This is a genomic window from Paracoccus sp. DMF (assembly GCF_004407025.1).
Classification (GTDB): Bacteria; Pseudomonadota; Alphaproteobacteria; order Rhodobacterales; family Rhodobacteraceae; genus Paracoccus; species Paracoccus aminovorans_B.
Map to the genome: position 1 here is coordinate 124,033 of NZ_SOKV02000007.1, position 21,702 is coordinate 145,734.

Below are 21,702 nucleotides of genomic sequence, written 5' to 3' on the forward strand. Positions count from 1 at the left end.
CGAGGATATTTTCACAAGAAAGAATATGCGGAAGCGGTGCGGGAACGCCTCCTTCTTTGCTCCCCAAATACCCATATGCCGACAGGCCGATCGGCGCGGGTTCAGCCGCCTTCGGCGATCCGCGTGACCTCGGCATGGCTGCGGCCGAAATCGCCGCGCCAGGCGTCGCGGATCGCCAGGCGGATCAGCTTGCGGCAGATCTGCCTTTCGCCCTCGGGCAGCGAGCCGCCGGTCGCGAGCCATTTCGGCAGCATCAGGGCCATCAGCAGCGGGAACAGCACCGGCCCGGCCGCGCGGCGATAGATCAGCCAGCGGTTGCGGGTGTTGTAATAGATCTTCCAGAACGGTCGCGGGATGGCGCCGGCGATCTGGGTGGCGCATTCATGCTCGAAGGCCAGGTCGGGGGCGAAGAGCAGCCGCCCGCCGGCCTGGGTCAGGCCCAGCGTGTAAAGCACGTCGTCGCCATAGATGAACAGCCGACCGTCGGGATAGCCGGCCCGCGCCACGCCCGCGCGCGAGATGAAGAAGCCGACGAAGGAGGTGCCGTCCAGCGCCCGGTCGGCGCCGGGCGCATAGGCGCTGTCGGGAATGTGAAAGGCGGCGCGGCCGCCGCCGGCCAGCACGCGCAGGAACACCGGCAGGCTGGCGAAGGGATTGACCCAGGGCCGGTTCATCTCGCAGATGCCGCCATCCGGGAAACGCACCGCCGCCGCCAGCGCCTGGGCCCCGGGCCAGCGCCCGCTGGCGAGCCCCGCGCGGAAGGCCGCGATGGCGCCGGGCTGCGGACGGGCGTCGTCGTCCATCAGCACCAGCCAGTCGGGGTCGAAGCGTGCCTGCGCCTCGCGCATGCCGGTCTCGAACCCCAGGGCGCCGCCGCCGTTGCGATCCATCTCGATCACCGCCAGCCGCGGATCGTCCAGCGTCGCCAGCCACGCGCGGGTGCCGTCGGTCGAGCCGTTCTCGATCACCAGCACATGGTCCAGCGGCTCGGCCAGAAGCCGCGCCAGCGTCTTCTGCAGCGCCGCCCGGCGGTTGAAGGTGACGACGACGGCCGCGACCACCGGGGCAGGGGGATCGGTGGGGTGCAAGGTTACAGCCGCATCTCGGTCACGACGCGGGCCGCGAACAGCCGCTCGACATCCTCGCCCCGGCAAAGCTCGGTGGCGGGAGTCTGCACGGTCGCGGATGCGGCGGCGGCGGCTAGTCCCAAGGCATCGGGCACCGGCCAGCCGCGGGCATAGCCCAGCACGAAGCCGGCGAGGAAACTGTCGCCGGCGCCGACCTTGCTGACGATGGGCACGCGCGCCGCCTCGGCATGCCAGAGGCCGTCGCGCGTGGCGATGATATTGCCGTCGCGGCCGCGCGCCACGATCACCGCATGCGCCGCGCCCGAGGCGACCAGCCCGGCCGCGAAGCGCGCCGTGTCCAGGCGATAGGGCAGGGCATGGCCGGCCAGCCCTTCGGCCTCGGCATCGTCCATGCGCAGGATCTCGACCCGGCGGTCGACCACCGCGGCGGCCATGGCCAGCGCCTCGCCCGAGGTATCGACCACCAGCCGTGCGCCCGAGCCCTGCAGCCGCTCGGCCAGTTGCGCGGCAAAGCCCGCCGGCACCCCCGGAGGGTTCGAGCCCGAGAGCACCACCAGCGCATCGGGGGCAGCGGCCGCGACGGCAGCCTGCAACGCGGCCTCGACATTCTCGGGGGACCATTCCGGCCCGGGCATGACGAAGCGGTATTGCTGGCCCAGGGCCTGGTCGTCCACGGTCACCGACTGCCGGGTCTCGCCCGGGGCGGGCAGCGTCACCAGGGGCACGCCCGCCTCGGCCAGCAGCGCCGCCAGCCGCTCGCCGGTCGCGCCGCCAAGCGCCACCAGCGCCGTGCTCTCGCCGCCCATGGCGCGGATCGCCCGGCTGACGTTGATGCCGCCGCCGCCCGGATCGAAGCGCGGCGCGGTGCAGCGCAGCTTGCCGTCCGGCACCACGCGCGGGGCCGAGGTGGTCAGGTCCAGCGCCGGGTTCAGGGTGATGGTCAGGATCGGCGCCTGGTGCATCATTCCCACCAGCGGTCGATGGCGGCGATGTCGTCGTCGGACCAGCCGAAGTGATGGGCGAATTCGTGGACCACGACATGGGCGACCAGCTGGCCCAGGGTCACGTCGCCGCGGCTGGCCCATTCGTCCAGGATGGCGCGGCGGAACAGCCAGACGGTGTCGGGGAAATGCTGCGGCTCGCTGGCGGATTTCTCGGTCATCGGCACGCCGTCGTAAAGCCCGGTCAGCTCCAGCGGGTCGTCGATCTGCAACTCGTCCAGGAATTCCTCGCCGGCGAATTCCTCGACCCGCAGCACCACCGCGCGCGCAGGGCCGGCGAATTCCGGGGGCAGGGCGGCGATGGCCTCGCGCGCCAGTTCCTCGATCGCGCCCGCGTCGGGGGCCTCGGCGTTCTTCCAGTCAAGCATTGGCTAACCTCGTCTTTGGCCCTGATATGGACAAAAACCGCCGTTTGTGAAAGAGCGAAGCCGACAGGAGACCTCCCATGACCACCACCCGTTTCGCCCCTTCGCCCACCGGCCACATCCATGTCGGCAACCTGCGCACGGCGCTGATGAACTATCTGATCGCACGCAAGGCGGGCGGCACCTTCATCCTGCGGCTGGACGATACCGACCGCGAGCGCAGCAAGCAGGAATATGCCGACGGCATCCAGCGCGACCTGGAATGGCTGGGCCTGACCTGGGACCGGATCGAGCGGCAGTCGGACCGGCTTGACCGCTATGCCGAGGCGGCCGAGGGGCTGCGCGGCGAGGGTCGGCTCTATGAGGTGTTCGAGACTCCGACCGAGCTGGACCTGAAACGCAAGAAGCAGCTGAACATGGGCAAGCCGCCGGTCTATGACCGCGCCGGGCTGAACCTTTCGGACGCCGACAAGGACCGGCTGCGGGCCGAGGGCCGCGACGGCTATTGGCGCTTCCTGCTGGACCAGGAGCGGATCGAGTGGCCGGACGGCATCCTGGGCGATATTTCCATCGACGCGGCCTCGGTTTCGGACCCGGTGCTGATCCGCGCCGACGGGCAGGTGCTTTATACCTTTGCCAGTTCGGTCGATGACGCCGACATGGGCGTGACCCATATCGTGCGCGGCGCCGACCATGTGACGAATACCGCGACGCAGATCCAGATCATCCGCGCGCTAGGGGCCACGCCGCCGGCCTTTGCCCATCACAGCCTGCTGACCGGCGCGCAGGGCGAGGAACTGTCCAAGCGCCTGGGCGTGCTGGCGATCAAGGACCTGCGCGAGTCGGGGGTGGCGCCCGAGGCGCTGTTGTCGCTGATGGCGCGGCTGGGCTCCTCGCAGCCGGTCGAGCTGAAGATGTCGCTGGATGAGCTGGCTGCCGGCTTCGAGCTGTCGCAATTCGGCGCCTCGCCCACCAAGTTCGACGCCGAGGATCTGTGGCCGCTGACGCGCGAGGCGAACCAGGCGCGGCCGTTCTCCGAGGTCAAGGACCGCATCGCCGCGCTGGGCGTGCCGGCCGAACTGGCCGAGCGGTTCTGGCGCGTCGCCTCGCAGAACATCACCAGGCTGGACGACCTGGCCGGCTGGTGGGAGATCTTCTCGAAGGGCGCCGAGCCGCAGATCGACGCCGAGGACGCCGATTTCATCGCCCAGGCCATGACGCTGCTGCCGCCGCCGCCCTATACCGACGCGAGCTGGGGCGAATTCACCGCGGCGGTGAAAGAGGCCACCGGGCGCAAGGGCAAGGGCCTGTTCATGCCGCTGAGGAAGGCGCTGACCGGCCAGGCGCATGGCCCGGACATGTCGGATGTAATGCCGCTTCTGCAGGTGGTGCGGGCGCGGGGCTGAACCCGGTTTGCCGCCACGGCGAACAGGCCGTCCCGTCGGGGCGGCCTTTTCGCTTCGGGCTTTACGGCGAAATCCTAGCGTCTGACTGGTGACGCATGTCGACCTTACATCACACGCTCAAAGATGCGGGGATTTGCGCATTTCATCCAGAAGGAGATCCGCGACGGGTTGCGCCGAGGCCAGGCAAGGTCCGGTTTGCGGGCAAGAACTGGGACGCAGCGTGGTGGCCCCTCCAACTGGACAATCGGATGGATGACTTGCGGCATCCATCCGATCATGCGGAGCACAGGTAACACGGAACCATTCAACTCTGGTAAACAAACAACCACTTACAGAGTAACGCCTGTATGCTCTGCCTCGAGTGGAACGTGAACCTGTCCATAAGTTAGTTCAGTTGTCTGGGGCGCATGGCGGCCTTGCAGTGAACGCGGGGCGGCTCAGCGCCGCACGCGCCGGCCGCCGCGAAGCACGCGGGATAAGAGCAATTTAGCGAGTTCAAGGTCTTGTCATGCAGGAACTTGCCGAACTGATCGGCGTCCGAGCGTCACGCTGTCCAAGAAGCAGGCGGCCGCACCTACCCGGCAGGTCTGGTTCAACACGAAGCCATGCGTTGAGTGTCGCGATCTAGCCGCGCTGATGGCACGGCCGGACCGGCCGTTGGTTATGCCCCCCGGCCGGTATCGACTGGACCGACTTCTGTGCCGCACTCGAATATGGGAGGCAATGCCGAACTGTGCTCAGCGCTTCGGTAGACATCGGCGATTGCGGCGCCTTGGGCCTAGCACACCGGTATCTCGCGCGACATGGGGGCATGTCCTGGACGGTGAGCTGGACGACAGCCGCCTGGCCGGCAACGGCGACGGCCGTGCCTGCGCAGCCGGAACCCGAATCTTGCCGCATCGCGGCAGGCTTTTTCGTGGCGGCGCGGCTTGGCGACAGGGCGCCGATTCTGCCTTCCTCCTTGCTATGGACGGCGAAATCCCCTAGCTAGCGCGCTGAAACAGGCGGGGGCGCGGGCGCAGGCTTTGCTGCCGTCCCGGGGGCGGGGCCTCCTCCCGCGGCATGGTTGGATGAAGGAAGACAAATGCAGGTCAAGGAAACCCAGAACGAAGGGCTGAAGCGCGGCTATGAGTTCACCCTGCCGGCGGCCGATCTGGCGGCGCAGGTGGACGCGAAGCTGAAAGAGGCCCAGCCCGAAGTCGAGATGAAGGGCTTCCGCAAGGGCAAGGTGCCGATGGCGATGCTGAAGAAGCAGTTCGGCCAGCGCATCATGGGCGACGCCATGCAGGAGGCCATCGATGGCGCCCTGCGCACGCATCTGGAAAAATCCGGCGACCGCCCGGCCGTGCAGCCCAAGATCGAGATGGTGGGCGGCGAGACCTGGAAGGAAGGCGACGACGTGGTCGTGACGGTGGCCTATGAGGCCCTGCCGGCGATCCCGGAAGCCGACCTGTCCGGCATCGAGCTGGAGCGTCTGGTGGTCTCCGCCAGCGACGAGCAGGTGAACGAGGCGCTGGAGAACCTGGCCAAGAACGCCCAGTCCTTCGAGGACCGCAAGAAGGGCACCAAGGCCAAGGACGGCGACCAGGTCGTGATCGACTTCAAGGGCATGGTCGACGGCGAGGCCTTCGAGGGCGGCGCGGCCGAGGATTACCCGCTGGTGCTGGGCTCGGGCAGCTTCATCCCCGGCTTCGAAGAGCAGCTGGTCGGCGCCAAGGCCGGCGACGAGGTCAAGGTCGAGGTCAAGTTCCCCGAGGAATACGGCGCCCCGAACTTGGCCGGCAAGGACGCGGTCTTCGAAACCACGGTGAAGGCCGTCAAGGCGCCGAAACCGGCCGAGCTGGACGACGAGCTGGCGAAGAAATTCGGCGCCGAGAGCCTCGACGCGCTGAAGGCCCAGATCCGCGAGCGGCTGGAGGCCGAATACAAGGGCGCCTCGCGCCAGGTGCTGAAGCGGGCGCTGCTGGACAAGCTGGACGCGCTGGTCAAGTTCGACCTGCCCGAATCGCTGGTCGAGGCCGAGGCGCATCAGATCGCGCATCAGCTCTATCACGAGGAGCATCCGGACGATCACGGCCACAACCATGGCGAGATCGAGCCCACGGACGAGCACAAGGCGCTGGCCGAGCGCCGCGTGCGTCTGGGCCTTCTGCTGGCCGAGATCGGCCAGAAGGCCGAGATTACCGTCTCGGACCAGGAGATGACCCAGGCGGTGCTGCGCCAGGCCCGGCAATATCCGGGGCAGGAGCGCGCCTTCTTCGAGTTCATCCAGCAGAACCCGCAGGCCCAGCAGCAGCTGCGCGCGCCGATCTTCGAGGACAAGGTCATCGACCATATCGTCGAGGGCGCCAAGGTTTCGGACAAGGACGTCAGCAAGGAAGAGCTGGAAAAGGCCATCGAGGCGCTGGATCAGGTCTGATCCTCAGCCGGATGCCCGCATGGGAAAGGCCGCCTCTCGGGGCGGCCTTTGGCTTTTCTCGCGCCTTCGGGGTGGCGGCGCGGTCGCCGGAGTATTTGGAAAACAGTGAAGGCGCCTAGAGCCGGTGCATGCGCGGGTCGTGGTCCTGCGGCGTGTCGGCGTCGGGGCCGTCCAGCGGATCGTGGGTCAGCGGGTCGTCGCGCAGGTCGGGCATATGGACGCCGTGGCGGTCGTCGGGGCGCGGCGGATCGCGGCGCGACCGGTCGGACCCGGCGGGGCGGCTGCGGCCCAGGATGTCCTGCACCAGCGCCGCGGCGTCGCCGAATTCGCGCATGATGTCGCTGGCCTGGGCGGCCACGGTGCGAAAGCCGGTCATGCCGGCGGTCAGCGCCTGCATGACATTGTCCACGCCCTTGGTCAGGCTGGCGGTATTGGCCTCGATCTCCTGCATCAGCCCGACGCGCGGGGCGGGTTTGCGCGGGCGCGGGCGGGCCTGGGCCGCCGCGGCGCGCAGCTGTTCGGCGCGGGCATCCTCGGCGCGGTCGCGGGTCTCGGCGCGGCGGCGCAACGCCTCGCGCTCGGGATCCGGCATCGCGGCCATGCGCTGTGCCTTGGGCGGCAAATCGCGGTGCGGGCTGGGGTCCGAGAGGGCGTGCATGACCTGGCGCGCGGCGATCACCGTGCCGGCGGTCAGGGCGGCGGCGGTCAGCGCCGTGCCGCCCCAGACCAGCCATCTGGCGCTGCGCGAGGGTTGCGGCCAGGGCCGGCTGCCGTCGGGCGAGACCGCGCCATGCGGCGGGATGCGGCGCGATTCGGGTGCGTCATGCGGGCCGCGGTGTCCCGGCGGCACCGGGCGCGGCCCGAAGCGGGTGTCGGAGGGCGCATCGGCCTCGGTCCGGCGGATCGGGCGGGGGGAGTCGGGCTCGTGATGCATCGGGAATCCTTTCGCGGGTGGCGCTTTGCGGATCAAACCCGCCAGCCCGGCGAATGTTCCGTCCCGGCCTGCGCCTAGCGCCGCGTGCGGAACGGCCATGAAAAAACGCGCCGGGTTGCGGCGCGTTTCCTGTCTTTCGGCGATGACCGGCGATCAGTTCGCGGCATCGTCCTCGTCGCGGCCGGCCGAGCCGATCTCGTCGAAGAGTTCGGCGATCTCGAAATCGGCGGCGGCATCGGCTTCCGCGGCCAGTTCCTGGATCGACTTGCCGGTGGCTTGCAGCTCGGCTTCCTCGGCCGAACGGGCGACGTTCAGCTTGATGGTCACGTCGACTTCCGGGTGCAGGTGCACGCGGACCTCGTGCAGGCCCAGCTCCTTGATCGGGGCGGTCAGGACGACCTGACGGCGCTCGACCGCGAAGCCTTCGGCATTGGCGGCATCGGCGGCGTCACGCGGGGTGACCGAGCCGTAGAGCGCGCCGGCGTCCGAAGCCGAGCGGATGATGACGAAGCTCTGGCCGTCGAGTTTCTCGGCCAGCTTCTGCGCCTCGGCGCGGGTTTCGTCGTTGCGGACGGCCAGTTCGGCCTTGCGCTCTTCGAAGGCCGCGATATTGGCTTCCGAGGCCCGCAGCGCCTTGCCCTGCGGCAGCAGGTAGTTGCGCGCGAAGCCCTCTTTGACCTTCACGACTTCGCCCATCTGGCCCAGCTTGGCCACACGTTCCAGCAGGATGACTTGCATGTTCGTCTCTCCTTACTTCACGGCATAGGGAAGCAGGGCGAGGAAGCGGGCGCGCTTGATGGCGCGCGCGAGTTCGCGCTGCTTCTTGGCCGAGACGGCGGTGATGCGCGAGGGCACGATCTTGCCGCGTTCGCTGATGTAGCGCTGCAGCAGGCGGGTGTCCTTGTAGTCGATGGCGGGGGCGTTGTCGCCCGAGAAGGGGCAGACTTTCCGGCGGCGGAAGAAGGGTTTGTTGGCCATGATATGCGTCCTTTCCCTCAGTTCCGGTCGTCGCGGTCGCGACGCTCGCGGCGTTCGCCACGATCACCACGGTCGCCGTCGCGGTCGCGGCGCTCGCCACGGTCCCCGCGGTCGCCACGATCCCCGCGCTCGCGCTCGTCGCGCTTCTGCATCTGGATCGAGGGGCCTTCCTTGTGCTCGTCCACGCGGACGGTCAGCACGCGCATGACGTCGTCATGCAGGCGGGCCAGACGCTCCATCTCCTGCACGGCGGCCGAGGGCGCGTCCGAACGCAGGAAGGCGTAATGGCCCTTGCGGTTCTTGTTGATCTTGTAGGCCAGGGTGCGCACGCCCCAGTATTCGTTCTCGACCACCTTGCCGCCGTTGTCGGCCAGCACGGTCGAAAAATGTTCGATCAGCCCTTCGGCCTGCGTGTTCGACAGGTCCTGGCGGGCGATCAGCACATGCTCGTAAAGCGGCATGTCTGTTCCTTTTTCAGGGCGCATTTCAACGACGGGACAACCCCTTCCGCGCCCCGTCACGAGAGGCTGCGCCGGTTTCGTGTCTGCGGAAGGATGCGGCCTTATACAGGTGCGGCCGGCGAATGCAAGGCGAAAGGCGGTGGCCGCGATCGTCGCCGCTGCGGCGATACTGTTTCCCCCGGGCGCGCCAACACGAAATTGTCAGGCAAATGCAAGGAAACCTTTGTTGTCATTGGCGCCTTCCCTGTGGGAACCATTCATGAGCAATTCAGTCGGAGCTTGACCTATGAAATCCGTTTTCGTCCCTGCCGCCGCCCTGGCCCTGTTCAGCGCGGGCGCCGCGATGGCCGCGCCGGTGCAATACGACTTTGACCCCGCGCACAGTCAGGTGGTCTTCGAATACAGCCACCTGGGCTTTTCCAACAGCACCGGCATCGTCAACGGCGTGACCGGCAAGCTGGTGCTCGATGCCGAGAACCCGGCCAATTCCAGCGTCGAGGCGACCATCCCGCTGTCCGGCCTGCACATGATCGCGCCGGAACTGGACGAGCATATCTTCGGCAAGGACTTTCTCAACACCGACAAGAGCGGCGCGGTTGCGACCTTCAAGTCGACCAAGGTCGAGCCGGACGGCGACAAGGAAGCCAAGGTCACCGGCGACTTCACCCTGAACGGCGTGACCAAGCAGATCGTGCTGGACGTGGACCTGAACAAGCTCGGCGCCCATCCGATGAGCGGCAAGGAATCCGCCGGTTTCGACGCCGAGACCGAGATCAAGCGCAGCGAGTTCAACCTGGGCCAGTTCGCCCCGGCCGTCGAGGACGAGGTCGAGATCAACATCACCATCGAGGCGGTCAAGGCCGAATAAGGCCGACCCGTTCCGAAACAGCGAAAAGGGGCCCGCATGGGCCCCTTTTCCTTTCCGCGCTGCACGGCGCGCCCTACATCGGCGCCGGCAGCGGCGTCGTGTCGGTGCGCACCGGCAGCACCGGATGGGCGATCTGCGGCTGCTCGCCCGTGACCGCATGCAGGAAGGCCACGATGTCGTCCACCTGTTCGGGCGCGAGTTCCGTGCCCAGCTGCGACGAGGACATGATCTGCACCGCCTCTTTCAGGTCCCAGACCACGCCCGAATGGAAATAGGGCGCGGTCAGCGCGACATTGCGCAGCGGTGCGGCGCGGAAGACATATTCGTCGTTGACCGTCTTCGTCACCTCGAACCGGCCGGTGTCGCCCAGCGGCAGCACCTCGGCCCCCGGCTTGGCGACCAGGCCGAATGGATAATAATCCTGTCCGCCGATGTTGCGGCCATAGTGGCAGGCGGTGCAGCCGGTATCCATGAAGGCCTGCAGCCCGCGCTTCTCCTGCTCGGTCATGGCCGAATCGTCGCCGTTCAGGAAGCGGTCGAAGGCGCTGTCCGGGGTGATCAGCGTCGCCTCGAACTGCTCGATGGCGGCGGCGAAATTGTCGAAGCTGACCGGCTCGCGCTCATCGGGGAAGGCGGCGCGGAACGCCTCGACATAGGCCGGCATCGAGTTCAGCGTGCGCACCACCTCGTCGGGGGTATTGCTCATCTCGACGCTGGCCTGCACCGGGCCCTTGGCCTGCTCGGCCAGGTCGGGCGCGCGGCCGTCCCAGAACTGCGCGGCGTTGAAGATGGCGTTCAGCATGGTGGGCGCGTTCCGCGGCCCCTTCTGCCAGCCATGCCCGACCGAGGTCGGCAGCCCGTCCACGCCGCCCAGGCCGACGTTGTGGCAGGTCTGGCACGAGATCAGCCCCGAGCGCGACATGCGCGGGTCAAAGAACAGGGTCTTGCCAAGCTCGATCTTTTCCGTGGTCAGCGGGATGCCTTCGGGGGCCTCCTCGGTCTGCTTGATCGCGGTCAGCTCGGCGGGGATCGCCTCGAACACGCCCTTCGCTTCCTCGCGCAGGGCGCCGCTGTCGATGGCTGCGGTCTGGGCCAGGGCGGGCAGGGCCGCCAGGGTCAGCGCCGTTGCTGTCAGCAGGGGAACGAGTTTCACCTTTGTCTCCTTCTGTGGTCGTCGCGCGCTGCATGATGATCGCGCAAGGGCGGGCGCGGCGCCTTGATCTGGGTCACGCCCGCGCCCGCTTCCGCCTTGCCGCCCACCGGATCACGGGATAATGCCGTGGCATGCTGCCGCAGGACCGCCTTTCCCAGATCGTCGCGCGTTTCGAATATCTCGAGGCGCGTTTGAATGCCGGTCCGGCGCCGGAGGAAATCGCCGGCATCAGCCGCGAATATGCCGAGCTGAAGCCGGTGGTGGCGCAGATCGCCGAATGGCGCGCCGCGCAGGACGGCATCCGCGAGGCCCAGGCCATGCTGGCCGATCCCGAGATGCGCGAGCTGGCCACGGATGAGCTGGGCCGGCTGCGCGAGCTGCTGCCCGGGCTGGAACATGCGCTGCGCATCGCGCTTCTGCCCCGCGACGCGGCCGATGCCCGGCCGGCGATCCTGGAGATCCGCCCCGGCACCGGCGGCGAGGAGGCGGCGCTGTTCGCGGGCGACCTGCTGGCCATGTATCGCCGCTTTGCCGAATCGCAGGGCTGGCAGTTCCAGCTGCTGGAGCTGGCCGAATCCGATCTGGGCGGCGTGCGCGAGGCCGTGGCCCGGATCGAGGGCGAGGGCGTCTTTGCCCGGCTGAAATACGAATCCGGCGTGCATCGCGTCCAGCGCGTGCCCGAAACCGAATCGGGCGGCCGCATCCATACCTCGGCCGCGACCGTCGCCGTGCTGCCCGAGGCCGAGGAGGTGGACATCGACATCCCCGCCGCCGAGATCCGCATCGACACCATGCGCGCCAGCGGCGCCGGCGGCCAGCACGTCAACACCACCGATTCGGCGGTGCGCATCACCCACCTGCCGACCGGCATCGTGGTGACCAGCTCCGAGAAATCCCAGCACCAGAACCGTGCCAATGCCATGGCCGTGCTGCGCGCCCGGCTCTATGACATGGAACGCTCGCGCGCGGATGCCGAGCGCGCGGCGGACCGCAAGTCGCAGGTCGGCTCGGGCGACCGCTCGGAACGCATCCGCACCTATAATTTCCCGCAGGGCCGGATGACCGACCACCGCATCGGCCTGACGCTGTACGCGCTGGACCGCATCATGCAGGGCGACCTGTCCGAGACGGTGGATGCGCTGGCCGCGCATGACCAGGCCGCCCGGCTGGCGGCGCAGGGCGACACGTGACCGGCGCCGAGGCGCTGCGGCAGGCGGCCGAGCGGTTGTCGCAGGCGGGGATCGCGGATGCGGCGGGCGACTCGCGCCTGCTCTTGGCCCATGCGCTCGCCCTGCCGCGCCACCATCTCAGCGCCGCCCTGGCTGTGCCGCTGCCGCCCGAAGCCCTGCGACGTTTTGACGCAGCCGTCGCCGCCCGCGCCGCGCGCCAGCCGGTCAGCCAGATCCTCGGCCGCCGCGCCTTCTGGAAGCATGATTTCCGCGTTACCGCCGACACGCTGGACCCGCGCCCGGAAACCGAAACCCTGGTCGAGGCGGCGCTGGCCCAGCCCTTCGCCTCGGTGCTTGACCTGGGGACCGGGACGGGCGCCATCCTGATCTCGCTGCTGGCCGAGCGGCCGGGCGCGCGCGGCACCGGCACCGACATCTCGGCCCCGGCGCTGGCGGTGGCGCGCGACAATGCCGCGCGGCTCGGCGTGCGCGCCGATTTCATACAATCTGACTGGTTTTTGGCGGTCTCGGGCGCGTTCGACCTGATCGTCTCGAACCCGCCCTATATCGCGCTGGCCGAGATGGCCGACCTTGCCCCCGAGGTTCGCGACTGGGAGCCGCGCGGCGCCCTGACCGACGAGGGCGACGGGCTTTCGGCCTATCGCGCCATCGCCGCGGGGGCGCCCGCGCATCTGAACCCGGGCGGCCGGCTCATGGTCGAGATCGGCCCGACGCAAGGCGCGGCGGTCGCGGCGCTGATGGCGGCGGCCGGGCTGGAACAGCCGCGCATCCTGCCCGATCTCGACGGCCGCGACCGCGTGGTCATGGCCCGCAAGCCCGGCTGACCCGGCAAGGATCCGCGCGTTTTGCGCCATTCGATGCAGATTCCACTTGTAAGCGGCGATGCGGCGTGTTTATTCGCAGATGTGACGGGGGCGCTGCCCACGCATGGGTCAGCCATACTCAGATAACCCAGCACAATCCTGGCAAAGCGGGAAACGGAATTCCACCGCTCCCGTTCTGGACACTCGCTTCCGAGATGACCCCAACCTCAGCCGGACAAATCCGGACGAAACGACAACAAGCTGATGAGATCATCCAAATCCCGTTCGCGTAACAAGTCGAACCGCCAGCGCTCGCTGGGCAATATCGTCAACCGCGTCTTCGATTCCTCGGGCCCCGAGGGCAAGGTGCGCGGCACGCCCCAGCAGATCATCGAGAAATACCTGGCGCTGGCCCGCGACGCCCAGCTCTCCAATGACCGCGTGGCCGAGCAGAGCTTCCTGCAGCATGCCGAGCATTACACCCGCATGCTGGGCGAGGCGCAGCGCGAGCAGGCCGAGCGCCAGCAGCATCAAGCCCGCGACGACGATTTCCAGGACGGCAACGGCCAGTCGGCCCAGTCCGAGAACGGCCAGAACGGCAACCGCCACGAGCGCCAGGATCGCCAGGACCGGAACGAGCGGCGCGACGACCGCCGCGACCAGCCGCGCGAGGAACGTCATCGCGACGACCGGCGCGAGGATCGCAACCGCGACGAGCGGCGCGACGACCGCCAGGCCGCGCGTGCCGAAGCCCAGGCGCCCGCCGGCCTGCCGCCGGTGATCGCCTCGGACGAGGACGCCGCCGGCCCGGTCGAGACCCCGGAAGCCGCCATCGCGCCCGAAGCCCCCGTCGCCGCCCCGGCCGAGCAGCCGCCGGCCCCCGCAGCGGCCGAGCCGGCGCCGGAACTGGCGCTCGAGGAGCCCGCGGCCCCGGCGCCGCGTCGCCGCACGCGCCAGCCGGCCGCCGCCGCGGCTGCCTCTGCCGCGACCCCGGCGCCGCGCACCCCGCGCACCCGCCGCAAGCCGGCCGAGGGTGCCGAGAAGAAACCCGCGGCAAAGACCGACAAGGCTTCCGGCGAATAAGCCCTAGCGCGGCGCGGCGGCCAAGCCCCGCGCCAGCGCGCAGAACTGCTCCAGCCCGATCTCCTCGGCGCGCGCGGTGGGCGCGATGCCCGCCGCCAGCAGCAGATCCTCGATGGCCGGATGCAACCCCTTCAGCGAGGCGCGCAGCATCTTGCGCCGCTGGTTGAAACCCGCCGCCACCACCCGGTTCAGCACCGCCGCATCGGCGGGAAAGCGCGGCTCGGGCAGGGCGGTCAGATGCACCACCGAGGAATGCACCTTGGGCGCGGGCACAAAGGCCTCGGGCGGCAGGGTCATGACGATCCGCGCATCCGAGCGCCATTGCGCCAGCACCGCCAGCCGGCCATAGGCCTTGCCGCTGGGTTTCGCCACGATGCGCTCGGCCACCTCCTTCTGGAACATCAACGTCAGCGAGTCCCAGAACGGCGGCCATTCCGGCGGCGTCAGCCAGCGGATCAGCAGCTCGGTGCCGACATTATAGGGCAGGTTGGCCACGACCCGGATCGGCGGCGTCAGATGCGCCAGCGGATCGATCTCCAGCGCATCGCCATGGATGACCTGCAACCGGCCGGGATAGGCTGCGGCGATCTCGGCCAGGGCGGGCAGCGCGCGCGCGTCCTTCTCGATGGCCAGCACATGGCGCGCGCCCTCGGCCAGCAGACCGCGGGTCAGCCCGCCCGGGCCGGGGCCGACCTCGATCACGTCGCAGCCGGTCAGGTCGCCGGCGGCCCGGGCGATCTTGGCGGTCAGGTTCAGGTCCAGCAGGAAGTTCTGGCCCAGCTGCTTCTTCGCCCGCAACTCGTGCCGGGCGATGACCTCGCGCAAGGGCGGCAGCCCGTCGATCGCGCTCATGCCCGCGCCCCGGCCCGGCGTCCCGCCATGTCCCAGGCCATGCGCAGCGCGGCGATGACGCTTTCGGCATCGGCAATGCCCCGGCCGGCGATGTCGAAGGCGGTGCCATGGTCGGGCGAGGTGCGCACGAAGGGCAGGCCCAGCGTGACATTCACCCCGCCGGCGAAATCCAGCGTCTTGATCGGGATCAGCGCCTGGTCGTGATAGGCGCAGATCGCCGCGTCATAGCGGGCGCGCGCCGCGGGATGGAACATGGTATCGGCGGGCAGGGGGCCGGCGATGTCGAACCCCTCGGCCCGCAGCCGCGCGGCCAGCGGCGCGATCCAGCGCATCTCTTCGCTGCCCATGACGCCGTTCTCGCCGGCATGCGGGTTCATCCCGGCCAGCGCCAGCCGCGGCGCGGCCATGCCGAAATCGCGGCGCAAGCCGGTATCGGTGATGCGCACGGCCTGCTCGAGCAATTCCGGCGTCAGCGCCCGCGGCACCTCGGACAGCGCGATATGGATGGTCGCCGGCACCACCCGGCAGGGCGGCTCGACGCCGGTCGAGGCCAGCATCATGACCACCGGCACGCCGCCGGCCAGATGCGCCAGATATTCGGTATGGCCGGGGAAGCGGAAATCGGCCCCTCGCTTCAGCGCCTCCTTGTTGATCGGCAGGGTACAGATGCCGCCGGCGGCCCCGCTCTGCGCCAGGGCGACGGCGCGGGCGATGACGTCGATCACGCCCGCGGCATTGGCCAGATCGGGGCGCCCGGGCACGGCCGGCGCCGCGAAATCATGCCGCAACACCGGCAGAACGCCCGGCGCGACCGCCTCGCCCGGCGCCGAAACCTCGGCCCAGGCGGTGCCCTCTGGCAGATGCCGCGGATCGCCCAGGAAGACGAAGGGCACCCCGGCCGCCAGCGCCTTGGGGGCCAGTTCCGGCCCGACGCCGGCCGGTTCGCCGCAGGTCAGGATGAGGGGTCGCGGCTCGGTCATTCTATCTTGTCCAAATATCCCGGGGGGAGCGCCTGACGCACCCCGTCGAGGGGTGCGTCAGGCGCGGGGGGCAGAGCCCCCCGGCCACCCGCGTCACGGTCGGCGAATGATCGCATTCGAGCGCAACTCGGCCAGATAGCTCTCGGCCGCCTGGCCCACCTTGCGGTTGAAGATCATGTTGCGCACCTCCTCGCGTCCCGGCAGCGCGTCGGGATCGGCGGCGGGCTGGGCCTCGCCCTCGGCGGTGACCGGCACGGGCGCCTTCTCGGGCGCCTCGGCCAGGGCGGCCGATTGCCGCTTGCACAGCATCAGCAGTTCCACCGCACCGCCATAGGAAATTACGGTGCTTTCATTGTCGTCGAGCACCGCCAGCCGGATCGCCTCGCCGGTCGGGATCTGGCCCTGCGGCAGGGTCTGCCGGCTGATCTGCTCGGCCGGCAGGCCGCGGGCATGCACGAACAGATCGGCGCATGTGTCCGAGACGGCGGCGATGCGCCGCGCCTCCTCGGCGCTCGACAGCCGGAAGCGCACGAAATCCAGCACCTGCGCCGTGGCGCCGGGCCGCAGAGTGCCGCGGGTGTCGCGCAGATAGAACAGCACCACCGCGCCCTCGACCCGCAGGGGCTGGCCGACCTGGCCCGGCTTCATCCCCAGGATGATCGGCTGCAGCGAGGGCGGCAGGTTCGCCAGCGGCGTCCAGGGCAGCCGGCCGCCGTTCTCGGCCGAGGGCGTCGCGGAATATTGCCGGGCGAAGGCGGCGAAATCGCCCTCGGAGCGGGTGCCGGCGACGATGCGCCCGGCCTGGGCCATGGCGGCCTCCTCCTGCCCGGGCGGGGCGGGGATGATCAGCTCGGACAGCGCGACATGGGTCACGCGCGGCGTCTCGATCACCTTCTGCAATTCCTGGTCGACCTCGGCATCGGTGACGCGGACCTGCGGCACGACGCGCTGGCGCACCACCTCGCGCCAGACCACCCCGGCGGTGACGAAGTCGCGGAAGGTCTGCCGCTCGACCCCGGCCCGGGCCAGCTCGGCGGTGAATTCCTCGACCCCCAGGTTGGCGCGGCCGGCGAATTCCGCCAGGCCCGCATCGATCTGCTCGTCGCTGGCGGTGATGCCCAGCTGCTTGGCCGCGAACATCCGCAGCCGGTCGTCGACCAGCGCCTTTTGCGACGCGGCCGCATCGGCATCCGGCGCCCGCAACAGCTCCATGAAGCGCACGCGCTGCGCCAGCTCATAGCGTGTGACGGCCGAATCGTTGACATAGACCAGAGGCTGGAACGGGTTGGACTGTGCGAAGACCGGGGCCACCCCGCCCGCCGCCAGCATCGCGGCCATCGCCGCCCCCAGAAGAATTCGCCGCATCAGCTCCCTCGCCGCATGGTTTTGCCGGGACATTAGCGCAGGCAGGCGCGACGCGCCACCGTTCCCGGACCGGCCTTCTGCTGTCCGAAGCCGCCCAGCCGGATGCCCAGATCGAAGCTGGTGTCGGGCCGCAGCTCGTCCGACGAGGTGAAGCGGCGCTGCACCGACATTTCCACCGTCACGCATTCGTTGCGATATTCCAGCCCCAGCTGCGCCTTCTGCGCACGGTCGGCGGTGAAATCATAGCGCGTCTCGGTCGTGGCCCACCAGCCGTCGCGGATCTGCCAGCCGCCGGCCATGGTCAGTTCCGACACGTCGTCGACCCGGTTCTCGCTTTCGTCCGAATCGAGCCACAGGTAGCCGGCCGAGACCTGCAGCCCGGGCTTCAGCCAGCCCAGCCGCAGCTCGTTGCGGCTGATCGAGAGGCTGTCGTCGAACAGCGCCCGGTTCACCAGCGCCAGCCCGTTCGCGCCCTGGTAGGTCGCCGACAGCAGCCAGTCCGAGCGTTTCTTGCCCTGCGGCCCGGTAAAGACCGGATTGCCGCCCTCGTCCAGATAGGCAAAGGCCGGGTCCGGCTCGCTCCGGAAGACGCGACCGGCGGTCAGGCCGATGGACCAGCCGGCCGGGTCGATGCGGGTCCAGCTGACCCCCAGATTGGCACGAAAGCCCGACTCACGCGCGTCCCAGCCCGGAAAGCGGTTCAGCGAGAACAGGTTGCCCTCGTCGAATTCGATCAGCCGGCTGTCCTCGTTCGGCACATCGTCCTCGCGCGTGCGCTCGGGCGACCAGATCAGCTGCGCCACCGGCTCGATGACATGGGTGACGCCGCCGGCATGGCGGGCGAGCGGCCAGCGCAGCTCGGCCGCCAGCGTCGGGTCGGCGCGCGCCACCCAGTCCTCGTAATCGCTGTCCTGGTTGATGCGATAGACGTCGGCGGCGACCTCGGCCTCGACCGTGCCCAGGACGCCGCCGGGCAGGATCTCGGTCCGCTGCCAGTCGAGGCTGACCGAGCCGCGCGCCATGTCGCGCCCGACCACGTCGAGCCCCGACGAGCGGCGATGCGCATGCAGCGACCATTCCAGGCTGGCGATGCCGCCCAGCCGCGCCGGTGACCAGCGCCGCTTCCACAGCGCATCGGCGACGACCGAGGGGGTGAACTCGTCCGGCTCGTCGTCGCGCAGCGATTCGTAATTGCCGATCCGCGCCATGACCATGCGGTCGCGGCGCACGCGGTCCAGGGTCAGCCCGCTCCACAGCCGGTCGGCGTCGGAAATGTCGTAATCCAGCAGATAGGCGCGGTTGCTGGCCATCTGGATCTGCATGCCCAGCATATAGCCGCGCGGCAGCTCGAAGCGGGCGGCGCCGAACAGATAGCCGCGGGTCTCGCCTTTTTCGAGGTCGTCGCGGCTGACGGCGCCGTTCCACTCCATCGCGCCATTGCTGAAGGCCTGGCGATAGCGCAGCTCCAGCGTGCGGGTGCGCGAGGCGGCGACATAGGGCGTCAGCGTCACGTCGGCATGATCGCCCAGCGTGACGAAATAGGGCAGCTTGATGCCGAAGCCCAGGCCCGAGGTGGTGCGGAACTGCGGCCGCAGAAAGCCGGTCATGCGCTCGACCGTGGGGTCGGGGGCGGTCAGCCAGGGCAGCACCGCCACCGGCAGGCCAAAGGCGCGCAGCTGCGGCTGGTCAAAGTGCAGCTGGCGCGTGCGCGCGTCATGGGTGACCCTGCGGGCGCGGATCTCCCACAGCGGCACCGGATCCTCGGCGCAGATCTGGCAACTCGAGGCCACCACATTGTCCAGCCGGGTGACGGCGCCGTTCTCGCTGCGGCGCAGCTCGCGGGCGGCCAGCTGCATCTCGCGCGCCAGCACCAGCCGGGCGCCCTGCAGGATGCCGTCCTGCAGGTTCGGCTCCAGCTGGGCGCTGTCGGCGATCAGGATGGTCTCCTCGGGCGTGCCGGCGCGGGCGGGCTGGGTCAGGTGGATCGGGCCCTCGATGGTGGCCGCGCCGGTGTCGCTGTCATAGACCACGCGCGAGGCGACCAGCCGGCTGCCGCGATACCAGATCACCACCCCGCCCGAGGCGACCAGCTTCTTGTCCGCGCCCAGGCTGACTTGATCGGCCAGCAGCGTGGCCGGGCTGCCCTCGGGCGCCGCGCCGCTGTCCGCGATCCGCACCGAACCCGGCGCCTGCGCGACCGCGGGCGCGCGCGAGGCCTCGGTCCCGTCGGCGAAGCGGGCGTTGTCATCCGCGCCGGCGGTCGGCGCCAGCGCCGGGCCGGCCGCTCCTTGGACGAAATCGCCGTCCTGGCCGTAAAGCGGCAGGGTCTGGCCGTCGGACGTCAGGCTTTGCCCCAGCGCCATGCCCGGAACCAGCGCCGCCGCCAGCAGCGCCGCCCGCGCCATGCCTGTCCCGCCTTGCCGATCAGCCCGCCGCTTGCGCGCCATCATCCATCCTCCAGCCGCAGAAGTGCCCCGAGCGCGAAGAGCAGCGCCACCACCGGCGGCGCCCATCCGGCCAGAACCGGCGGCAGCCCGCCATTGTCGCCCAGCACCTGCGCCAGGTTGCGCAGGAAGAACAGCCCGATGCCGCAGCCGAAACCCGCCAGCACCAGAAGCCCCATCTTGCGCCCGCGCATATGGCGCATGGCGAAGACGGCCGCAATGGCCACCATCGCCGCCATCAGCAGGGGCCGCGCCAGTTCCATCTGGAACCAGACCTTGTGGCGCTGGGCGGAAAAGCCTGCGCGCTCCAGTCCCTTGATGAAGGTCGGCAGCTGCCAGATCGGGATCGCCTCGGGATTGCCGAAACTGTCGCGGATGCGGGCGGCGGTCAGGTCGGTCGGCAGTTCCATGGTCGCGGCGGTGCGGGCCATGGCCTCGGGGTTGGGCTGGCTCAGCGGCCATTCCTTGACCGCGCTCAGCTGCCAGGCGCCATCGCCCAGCCGCGCCTCGGCCGCGTCGATGCGGCGGCTGGGACCGGTGCCCTCGGCAAAGACGGTGAAGGTGGCGTCGTAAAGCGTGGTCGCGTCCGGGCTGGCGCGGCTGGCCTGGATCACCACCTGGCCCATGGTCTCGACCCCGTCCGGCCCGCGCATCTGCAGCGCCTGGCGCAGCCAGACCGCATTGGCGCCGACGCTGATGGTCTGGCCGCCGCCGCTTTTCATCCGCGCCACCGCGTCGTCGTAGCGTTTCGAGGTCGCGGCCACCATCGGGTTCAGCACCGCCACCGCCAGCATGCCCACCAGCACGGCGGCGACGGCGGGCGCCGCCAGCACCCGCAGCCCCGACCGCCCCGAGGCGCGGATCGCCACCAGCTCGGAGGTGCGCGACAGGCCCAGGAACAGCGCGATCCCGGCCAGCACCGTCATCAGCGGCATGATCGAATAGAAGCTCGCGGTGATGTTCAGCAGCGACAGCACGGCGGCGCCGGACAGGCCGATGGCCTCGTCGGAAAAGCGGCGGATCTGCTCGACGATGTCGATCAGGAACAGGATGGCGCCGAAGATCAGCGCGATCATCAGGAACATGCGCAGGAAGCGCCGCGCGACATAGGCCGACAGGATCATGCGGGCGCCCCCTTTCCGGCGCCGCGCGGGCCGCGCGGCCGCGCGGCCAGCCACAGCACCGCGACGCAGATCGCCGCGCCGACCAGCGGCGAGACATAGATCAGCGGCCAGCGCGAGGCGTCGCTCGCCACCTGGTTCTCGGCCGCCGTGCCCAGGAACTGCACCACGATCAGCGCCACCACCGCCCAGAGCACCTGCTTCCAGACCCCGAAGCGGCTGAAGCCGCCCAGAAGCAGCATGGCAAAGCCCAGCATGGCCGCGACCGGCGCCTGGAAGGGCTTGGCCAGCCGCTCATGCGCCTCGGCCCGGGCCTTGTCGGCGGTGGCGCCGGTCTCGGCCAGCAGGGCATCGTCGGGATCCAGCAGCCGCAGCGTCGAATAGGCGCGCAGGTCGCGCTTGCGGGCCGCGTTCGGGTCGATCAGCGTTCCGAGGTCGTAGGTCAGTTCGGAAAAGCGCGTGACCGACAGGTTCTGCTTCTCGTCGGTGCGGCGCAGGTTCTGCACCATGCCCTGCATCATCACCAGCCGCGGCCCGGCCTCGGTCCGGACCACCAGCGCCTCGGCGGCGGTATAGGTCACCTGTTCGCGCGGGTTGCGGGCGTCCTCCAGGAAGAAATAGACCAGCCGGCCATCCGCCGCGATCTCGCTGATATACAGCGTCACGCCGCGCACCGGATACTGGAAGCTGCCGGCGCGCAGGAATTGCGCGGTGACATTCTGCGCGATCTCGGCCTGGCGGTCGGTCAGCCGGGCGCGGGCCAAGGGCACGATGGCATGCACCAGCAGCGCCACCATCAGCCCGACGGTGACGCCAAAGACCAGCACCGGCCGCGCCAGCCGCCAGGGCGACATGCCGGCGCTCTGCATCGCCACCAGCTCGGATTCCGAGGACAGCCGGTTGGTGCCATAGGCGCTGGCTGCGAAGGCCGCGATCGGCAGCACGACCGAAATGACCAGCGGCAGGGTCAGCGCGGTGAACTCCAGCACCACCAGCGCGGTCTGCCCGTCCGAGATCAGCTGCTCGAACAGCGACACCGCCCGGTTGATCCAATAGACCGAGACCAGCACCAGCGCAAAGAACCCGAACAGGGTCAGGAACTGCGTCAGGATATAGCGGTCGATGCGGGGCATGGCGGCTTTCACGGGCTGCGGTCTCGGGCTCGGACCTCGTTTGATTAGCCGCTGCGCG

General features: G+C 69.5%; 20 protein-coding genes. 6 read left to right on the top strand and 14 right to left on the bottom strand.

The genetic code is table 11. The features are described from left to right. Nucleotides 1–101: 101 nt before the first annotated feature. The 3 genes from E3D03_RS06260 to E3D03_RS06270 are packed head-to-tail and all read right to left on the bottom strand — an operon-like array spanning nt 102 to nt 2,457. A complete protein-coding gene (locus tag E3D03_RS06260; protein WP_263566244.1) occupies nt 102–1,088 on the bottom strand; it encodes a glycosyltransferase in 987 nt (328 codons plus the stop codon). Between the two features lie 2 nt (nt 1,089–1,090). Next, nucleotides 1,091–2,050, bottom strand: coding sequence for a 1-phosphofructokinase family hexose kinase (locus tag E3D03_RS06265; protein WP_263566245.1), 960 nt, complete (start codon nt 2,048–2,050; stop codon nt 1,091–1,093). Continuing rightward, nucleotides 2,050–2,457, bottom strand: a complete 408-nt coding sequence (locus E3D03_RS06270; protein WP_062563432.1) for a metallopeptidase family protein — start codon at nt 2,455–2,457, stop codon at nt 2,050–2,052. The genes E3D03_RS06265 and E3D03_RS06270 overlap by 1 nt, the downstream gene beginning before the upstream one ends. Nucleotides 2,458–2,534: 77 nt before the next feature. On the opposite strand from E3D03_RS06270, the gene gltX reads away from it, so the two are divergent. Further along, nucleotides 2,535–3,860 (top strand): glutamate--tRNA ligase, encoded by a 1,326-nt coding sequence (gene gltX / locus E3D03_RS06275; RefSeq protein WP_062563433.1) that lies wholly within the window; start codon nt 2,535–2,537, stop codon nt 3,858–3,860. A 1,084-nt stretch (nt 3,861–4,944) separates the two neighbouring features. Beyond that, a complete protein-coding gene (gene tig, locus E3D03_RS06280; protein WP_263566246.1) occupies nt 4,945–6,279 on the top strand; it encodes a trigger factor in 1,335 nt (444 codons plus the stop codon). 115 nt (nt 6,280–6,394) lie between these two features. Here tig and E3D03_RS06285 read toward each other — a convergent pair whose 3' ends face one another. From E3D03_RS06285 to rpsF, 4 genes are all read right to left on the bottom strand, one after another. After that, the gene (locus tag E3D03_RS06285; RefSeq protein WP_263566247.1) at nt 6,395–7,213 is read right to left on the bottom strand and encodes a hypothetical protein; all 819 of its coding nucleotides are present in this window, start codon (nt 7,211–7,213) and stop codon (nt 6,395–6,397) included. A 153-nt stretch (nt 7,214–7,366) separates the two neighbouring features. Beyond that, the gene (gene rplI / locus E3D03_RS06290; protein WP_062563436.1) at nt 7,367–7,951 is read right to left on the bottom strand and encodes a 50S ribosomal protein L9; all 585 of its coding nucleotides are present in this window, start codon (nt 7,949–7,951) and stop codon (nt 7,367–7,369) included. A gap of 12 nt (nt 7,952–7,963) precedes the next feature. After that, on the bottom strand, nt 7,964–8,191 hold the full coding sequence (gene rpsR, locus E3D03_RS06295) for a 30S ribosomal protein S18 (protein WP_011747229.1): 228 nt from the start codon (nt 8,189–8,191) through the stop codon (nt 7,964–7,966). Between the two features lie 17 nt (nt 8,192–8,208). Then, on the bottom strand, nt 8,209–8,652 hold the full coding sequence (gene rpsF, locus E3D03_RS06300) for a 30S ribosomal protein S6 (RefSeq protein WP_062563437.1): 444 nt from the start codon (nt 8,650–8,652) through the stop codon (nt 8,209–8,211). Between the two features lie 286 nt (nt 8,653–8,938). Here rpsF and E3D03_RS06305 point away from each other — a divergent pair, with 286 nt between their 5' ends. Beyond that, entirely contained in the window at nt 8,939–9,520 is a 582-nt protein-coding gene (locus E3D03_RS06305; RefSeq protein ID WP_263566248.1) for a YceI family protein, read from the top strand. Nucleotides 9,521–9,593: 73 nt separating this feature from the next. Here E3D03_RS06305 and E3D03_RS06310 read toward each other — a convergent pair whose 3' ends face one another. Next, nucleotides 9,594–10,673, bottom strand: coding sequence for a cytochrome-c peroxidase (locus tag E3D03_RS06310; RefSeq protein WP_318013709.1), 1,080 nt, complete (start codon nt 10,671–10,673; stop codon nt 9,594–9,596). Between the two features lie 131 nt (nt 10,674–10,804). On the opposite strand from E3D03_RS06310, the gene prfA reads away from it, so the two are divergent. The 3 genes from prfA (at nt 10,805) to E3D03_RS06325 (ending at nt 13,749) form a co-directional block, all read left to right on the top strand. Continuing rightward, nucleotides 10,805–11,863, top strand: coding sequence for a peptide chain release factor 1 (gene prfA / locus E3D03_RS06315; RefSeq protein WP_263566249.1), 1,059 nt, complete (start codon nt 10,805–10,807; stop codon nt 11,861–11,863). Beyond that, complete coding sequence (prmC, locus tag E3D03_RS06320) at nt 11,860–12,687, top strand: peptide chain release factor N(5)-glutamine methyltransferase (protein ID WP_263566250.1); 828 nt, start codon at nt 11,860–11,862, stop codon at nt 12,685–12,687. The genes prfA and prmC overlap by 4 nt, the downstream gene beginning before the upstream one ends. A gap of 243 nt (nt 12,688–12,930) precedes the next feature. After that, on the top strand, nt 12,931–13,749 hold the full coding sequence (locus E3D03_RS06325; protein ID WP_263566251.1) for a DUF4167 domain-containing protein: 819 nt from the start codon (nt 12,931–12,933) through the stop codon (nt 13,747–13,749). A 3-nt stretch (nt 13,750–13,752) separates the two neighbouring features. On the opposite strand, the gene rsmA is transcribed toward E3D03_RS06325, so the two are convergent. From rsmA to lptF, 6 genes are all read right to left on the bottom strand, one after another. Beyond that, the gene (rsmA, locus tag E3D03_RS06330; RefSeq protein WP_263566252.1) at nt 13,753–14,601 is read right to left on the bottom strand and encodes a 16S rRNA (adenine(1518)-N(6)/adenine(1519)-N(6))-dimethyltransferase RsmA; all 849 of its coding nucleotides are present in this window, start codon (nt 14,599–14,601) and stop codon (nt 13,753–13,755) included. Further along, the gene (gene pdxA / locus E3D03_RS06335) at nt 14,598–15,581 is read right to left on the bottom strand and encodes a 4-hydroxythreonine-4-phosphate dehydrogenase PdxA (protein ID WP_263566253.1); all 984 of its coding nucleotides are present in this window, start codon (nt 15,579–15,581) and stop codon (nt 14,598–14,600) included. The genes rsmA and pdxA overlap by 4 nt, the downstream gene beginning before the upstream one ends. A 93-nt stretch (nt 15,582–15,674) precedes the next feature. After that, a complete protein-coding gene (locus E3D03_RS06340) occupies nt 15,675–16,946 on the bottom strand; it encodes a peptidylprolyl isomerase (protein ID WP_263566254.1) in 1,272 nt (423 codons plus the stop codon). Nucleotides 16,947–16,978: 32 nt separating this feature from the next. Continuing rightward, nucleotides 16,979–19,393, bottom strand: a complete 2,415-nt coding sequence (locus E3D03_RS06345) for an LPS-assembly protein LptD (protein WP_263566255.1) — start codon at nt 19,391–19,393, stop codon at nt 16,979–16,981. Next, nucleotides 19,393–20,514 (bottom strand): LPS export ABC transporter permease LptG, encoded by a 1,122-nt coding sequence (lptG, locus tag E3D03_RS06350; protein WP_263566256.1) that lies wholly within the window; start codon nt 20,512–20,514, stop codon nt 19,393–19,395. The genes E3D03_RS06345 and lptG overlap by 1 nt, the downstream gene beginning before the upstream one ends. Beyond that, nucleotides 20,511–21,644, bottom strand: a complete 1,134-nt coding sequence (gene lptF, locus E3D03_RS06355) for an LPS export ABC transporter permease LptF (protein WP_263566257.1) — start codon at nt 21,642–21,644, stop codon at nt 20,511–20,513. The genes lptG and lptF overlap by 4 nt, the downstream gene beginning before the upstream one ends. Nucleotides 21,645–21,702: the final 58 nt, after the last annotated feature.

Coding starts and splice junctions, on each gene's coding strand:
- rpsR (WP_011747229.1), bottom strand. CDS start 8,191: ATGGCCAACAAACCCTTCTTCCGCCGCCGGAAAGTCTGCCCCTTCTCG.
- E3D03_RS06270 (WP_062563432.1), bottom strand. CDS start 2,457: ATGCTTGACTGGAAGAACGCCGAGGCCCCCGACGCGGGCGCGATCGAG.
- E3D03_RS06345 (WP_263566255.1), bottom strand. CDS start 19,393: ATGGCGCGCAAGCGGCGGGCTGATCGGCAAGGCGGGACAGGCATGGCG.
- rplI (WP_062563436.1), bottom strand. CDS start 7,951: ATGCAAGTCATCCTGCTGGAACGTGTGGCCAAGCTGGGCCAGATGGGC.
- lptG (WP_263566256.1), bottom strand. CDS start 20,514: ATGATCCTGTCGGCCTATGTCGCGCGGCGCTTCCTGCGCATGTTCCTG.
- E3D03_RS06325 (WP_263566251.1), top strand. CDS start 12,931: ATGAGATCATCCAAATCCCGTTCGCGTAACAAGTCGAACCGCCAGCGC.
- rsmA (WP_263566252.1), bottom strand. CDS start 14,601: ATGAGCGCGATCGACGGGCTGCCGCCCTTGCGCGAGGTCATCGCCCGG.
- lptF (WP_263566257.1), bottom strand. CDS start 21,644: ATGCCCCGCATCGACCGCTATATCCTGACGCAGTTCCTGACCCTGTTC.
- E3D03_RS06305 (WP_263566248.1), top strand. CDS start 8,939: ATGAAATCCGTTTTCGTCCCTGCCGCCGCCCTGGCCCTGTTCAGCGCG.
- rpsF (WP_062563437.1), bottom strand. CDS start 8,652: ATGCCGCTTTACGAGCATGTGCTGATCGCCCGCCAGGACCTGTCGAAC.
- prfA (WP_263566249.1), top strand. CDS start 10,805: ATGCTGCCGCAGGACCGCCTTTCCCAGATCGTCGCGCGTTTCGAATAT.
- tig (WP_263566246.1), top strand. CDS start 4,945: ATGCAGGTCAAGGAAACCCAGAACGAAGGGCTGAAGCGCGGCTATGAG.
- E3D03_RS06285 (WP_263566247.1), bottom strand. CDS start 7,213: ATGCATCACGAGCCCGACTCCCCCCGCCCGATCCGCCGGACCGAGGCC.
- E3D03_RS06340 (WP_263566254.1), bottom strand. CDS start 16,946: ATGCGGCGAATTCTTCTGGGGGCGGCGATGGCCGCGATGCTGGCGGCG.
- E3D03_RS06265 (WP_263566245.1), bottom strand. CDS start 2,050: ATGCACCAGGCGCCGATCCTGACCATCACCCTGAACCCGGCGCTGGAC.
- gltX (WP_062563433.1), top strand. CDS start 2,535: ATGACCACCACCCGTTTCGCCCCTTCGCCCACCGGCCACATCCATGTC.
- pdxA (WP_263566253.1), bottom strand. CDS start 15,581: ATGACCGAGCCGCGACCCCTCATCCTGACCTGCGGCGAACCGGCCGGC.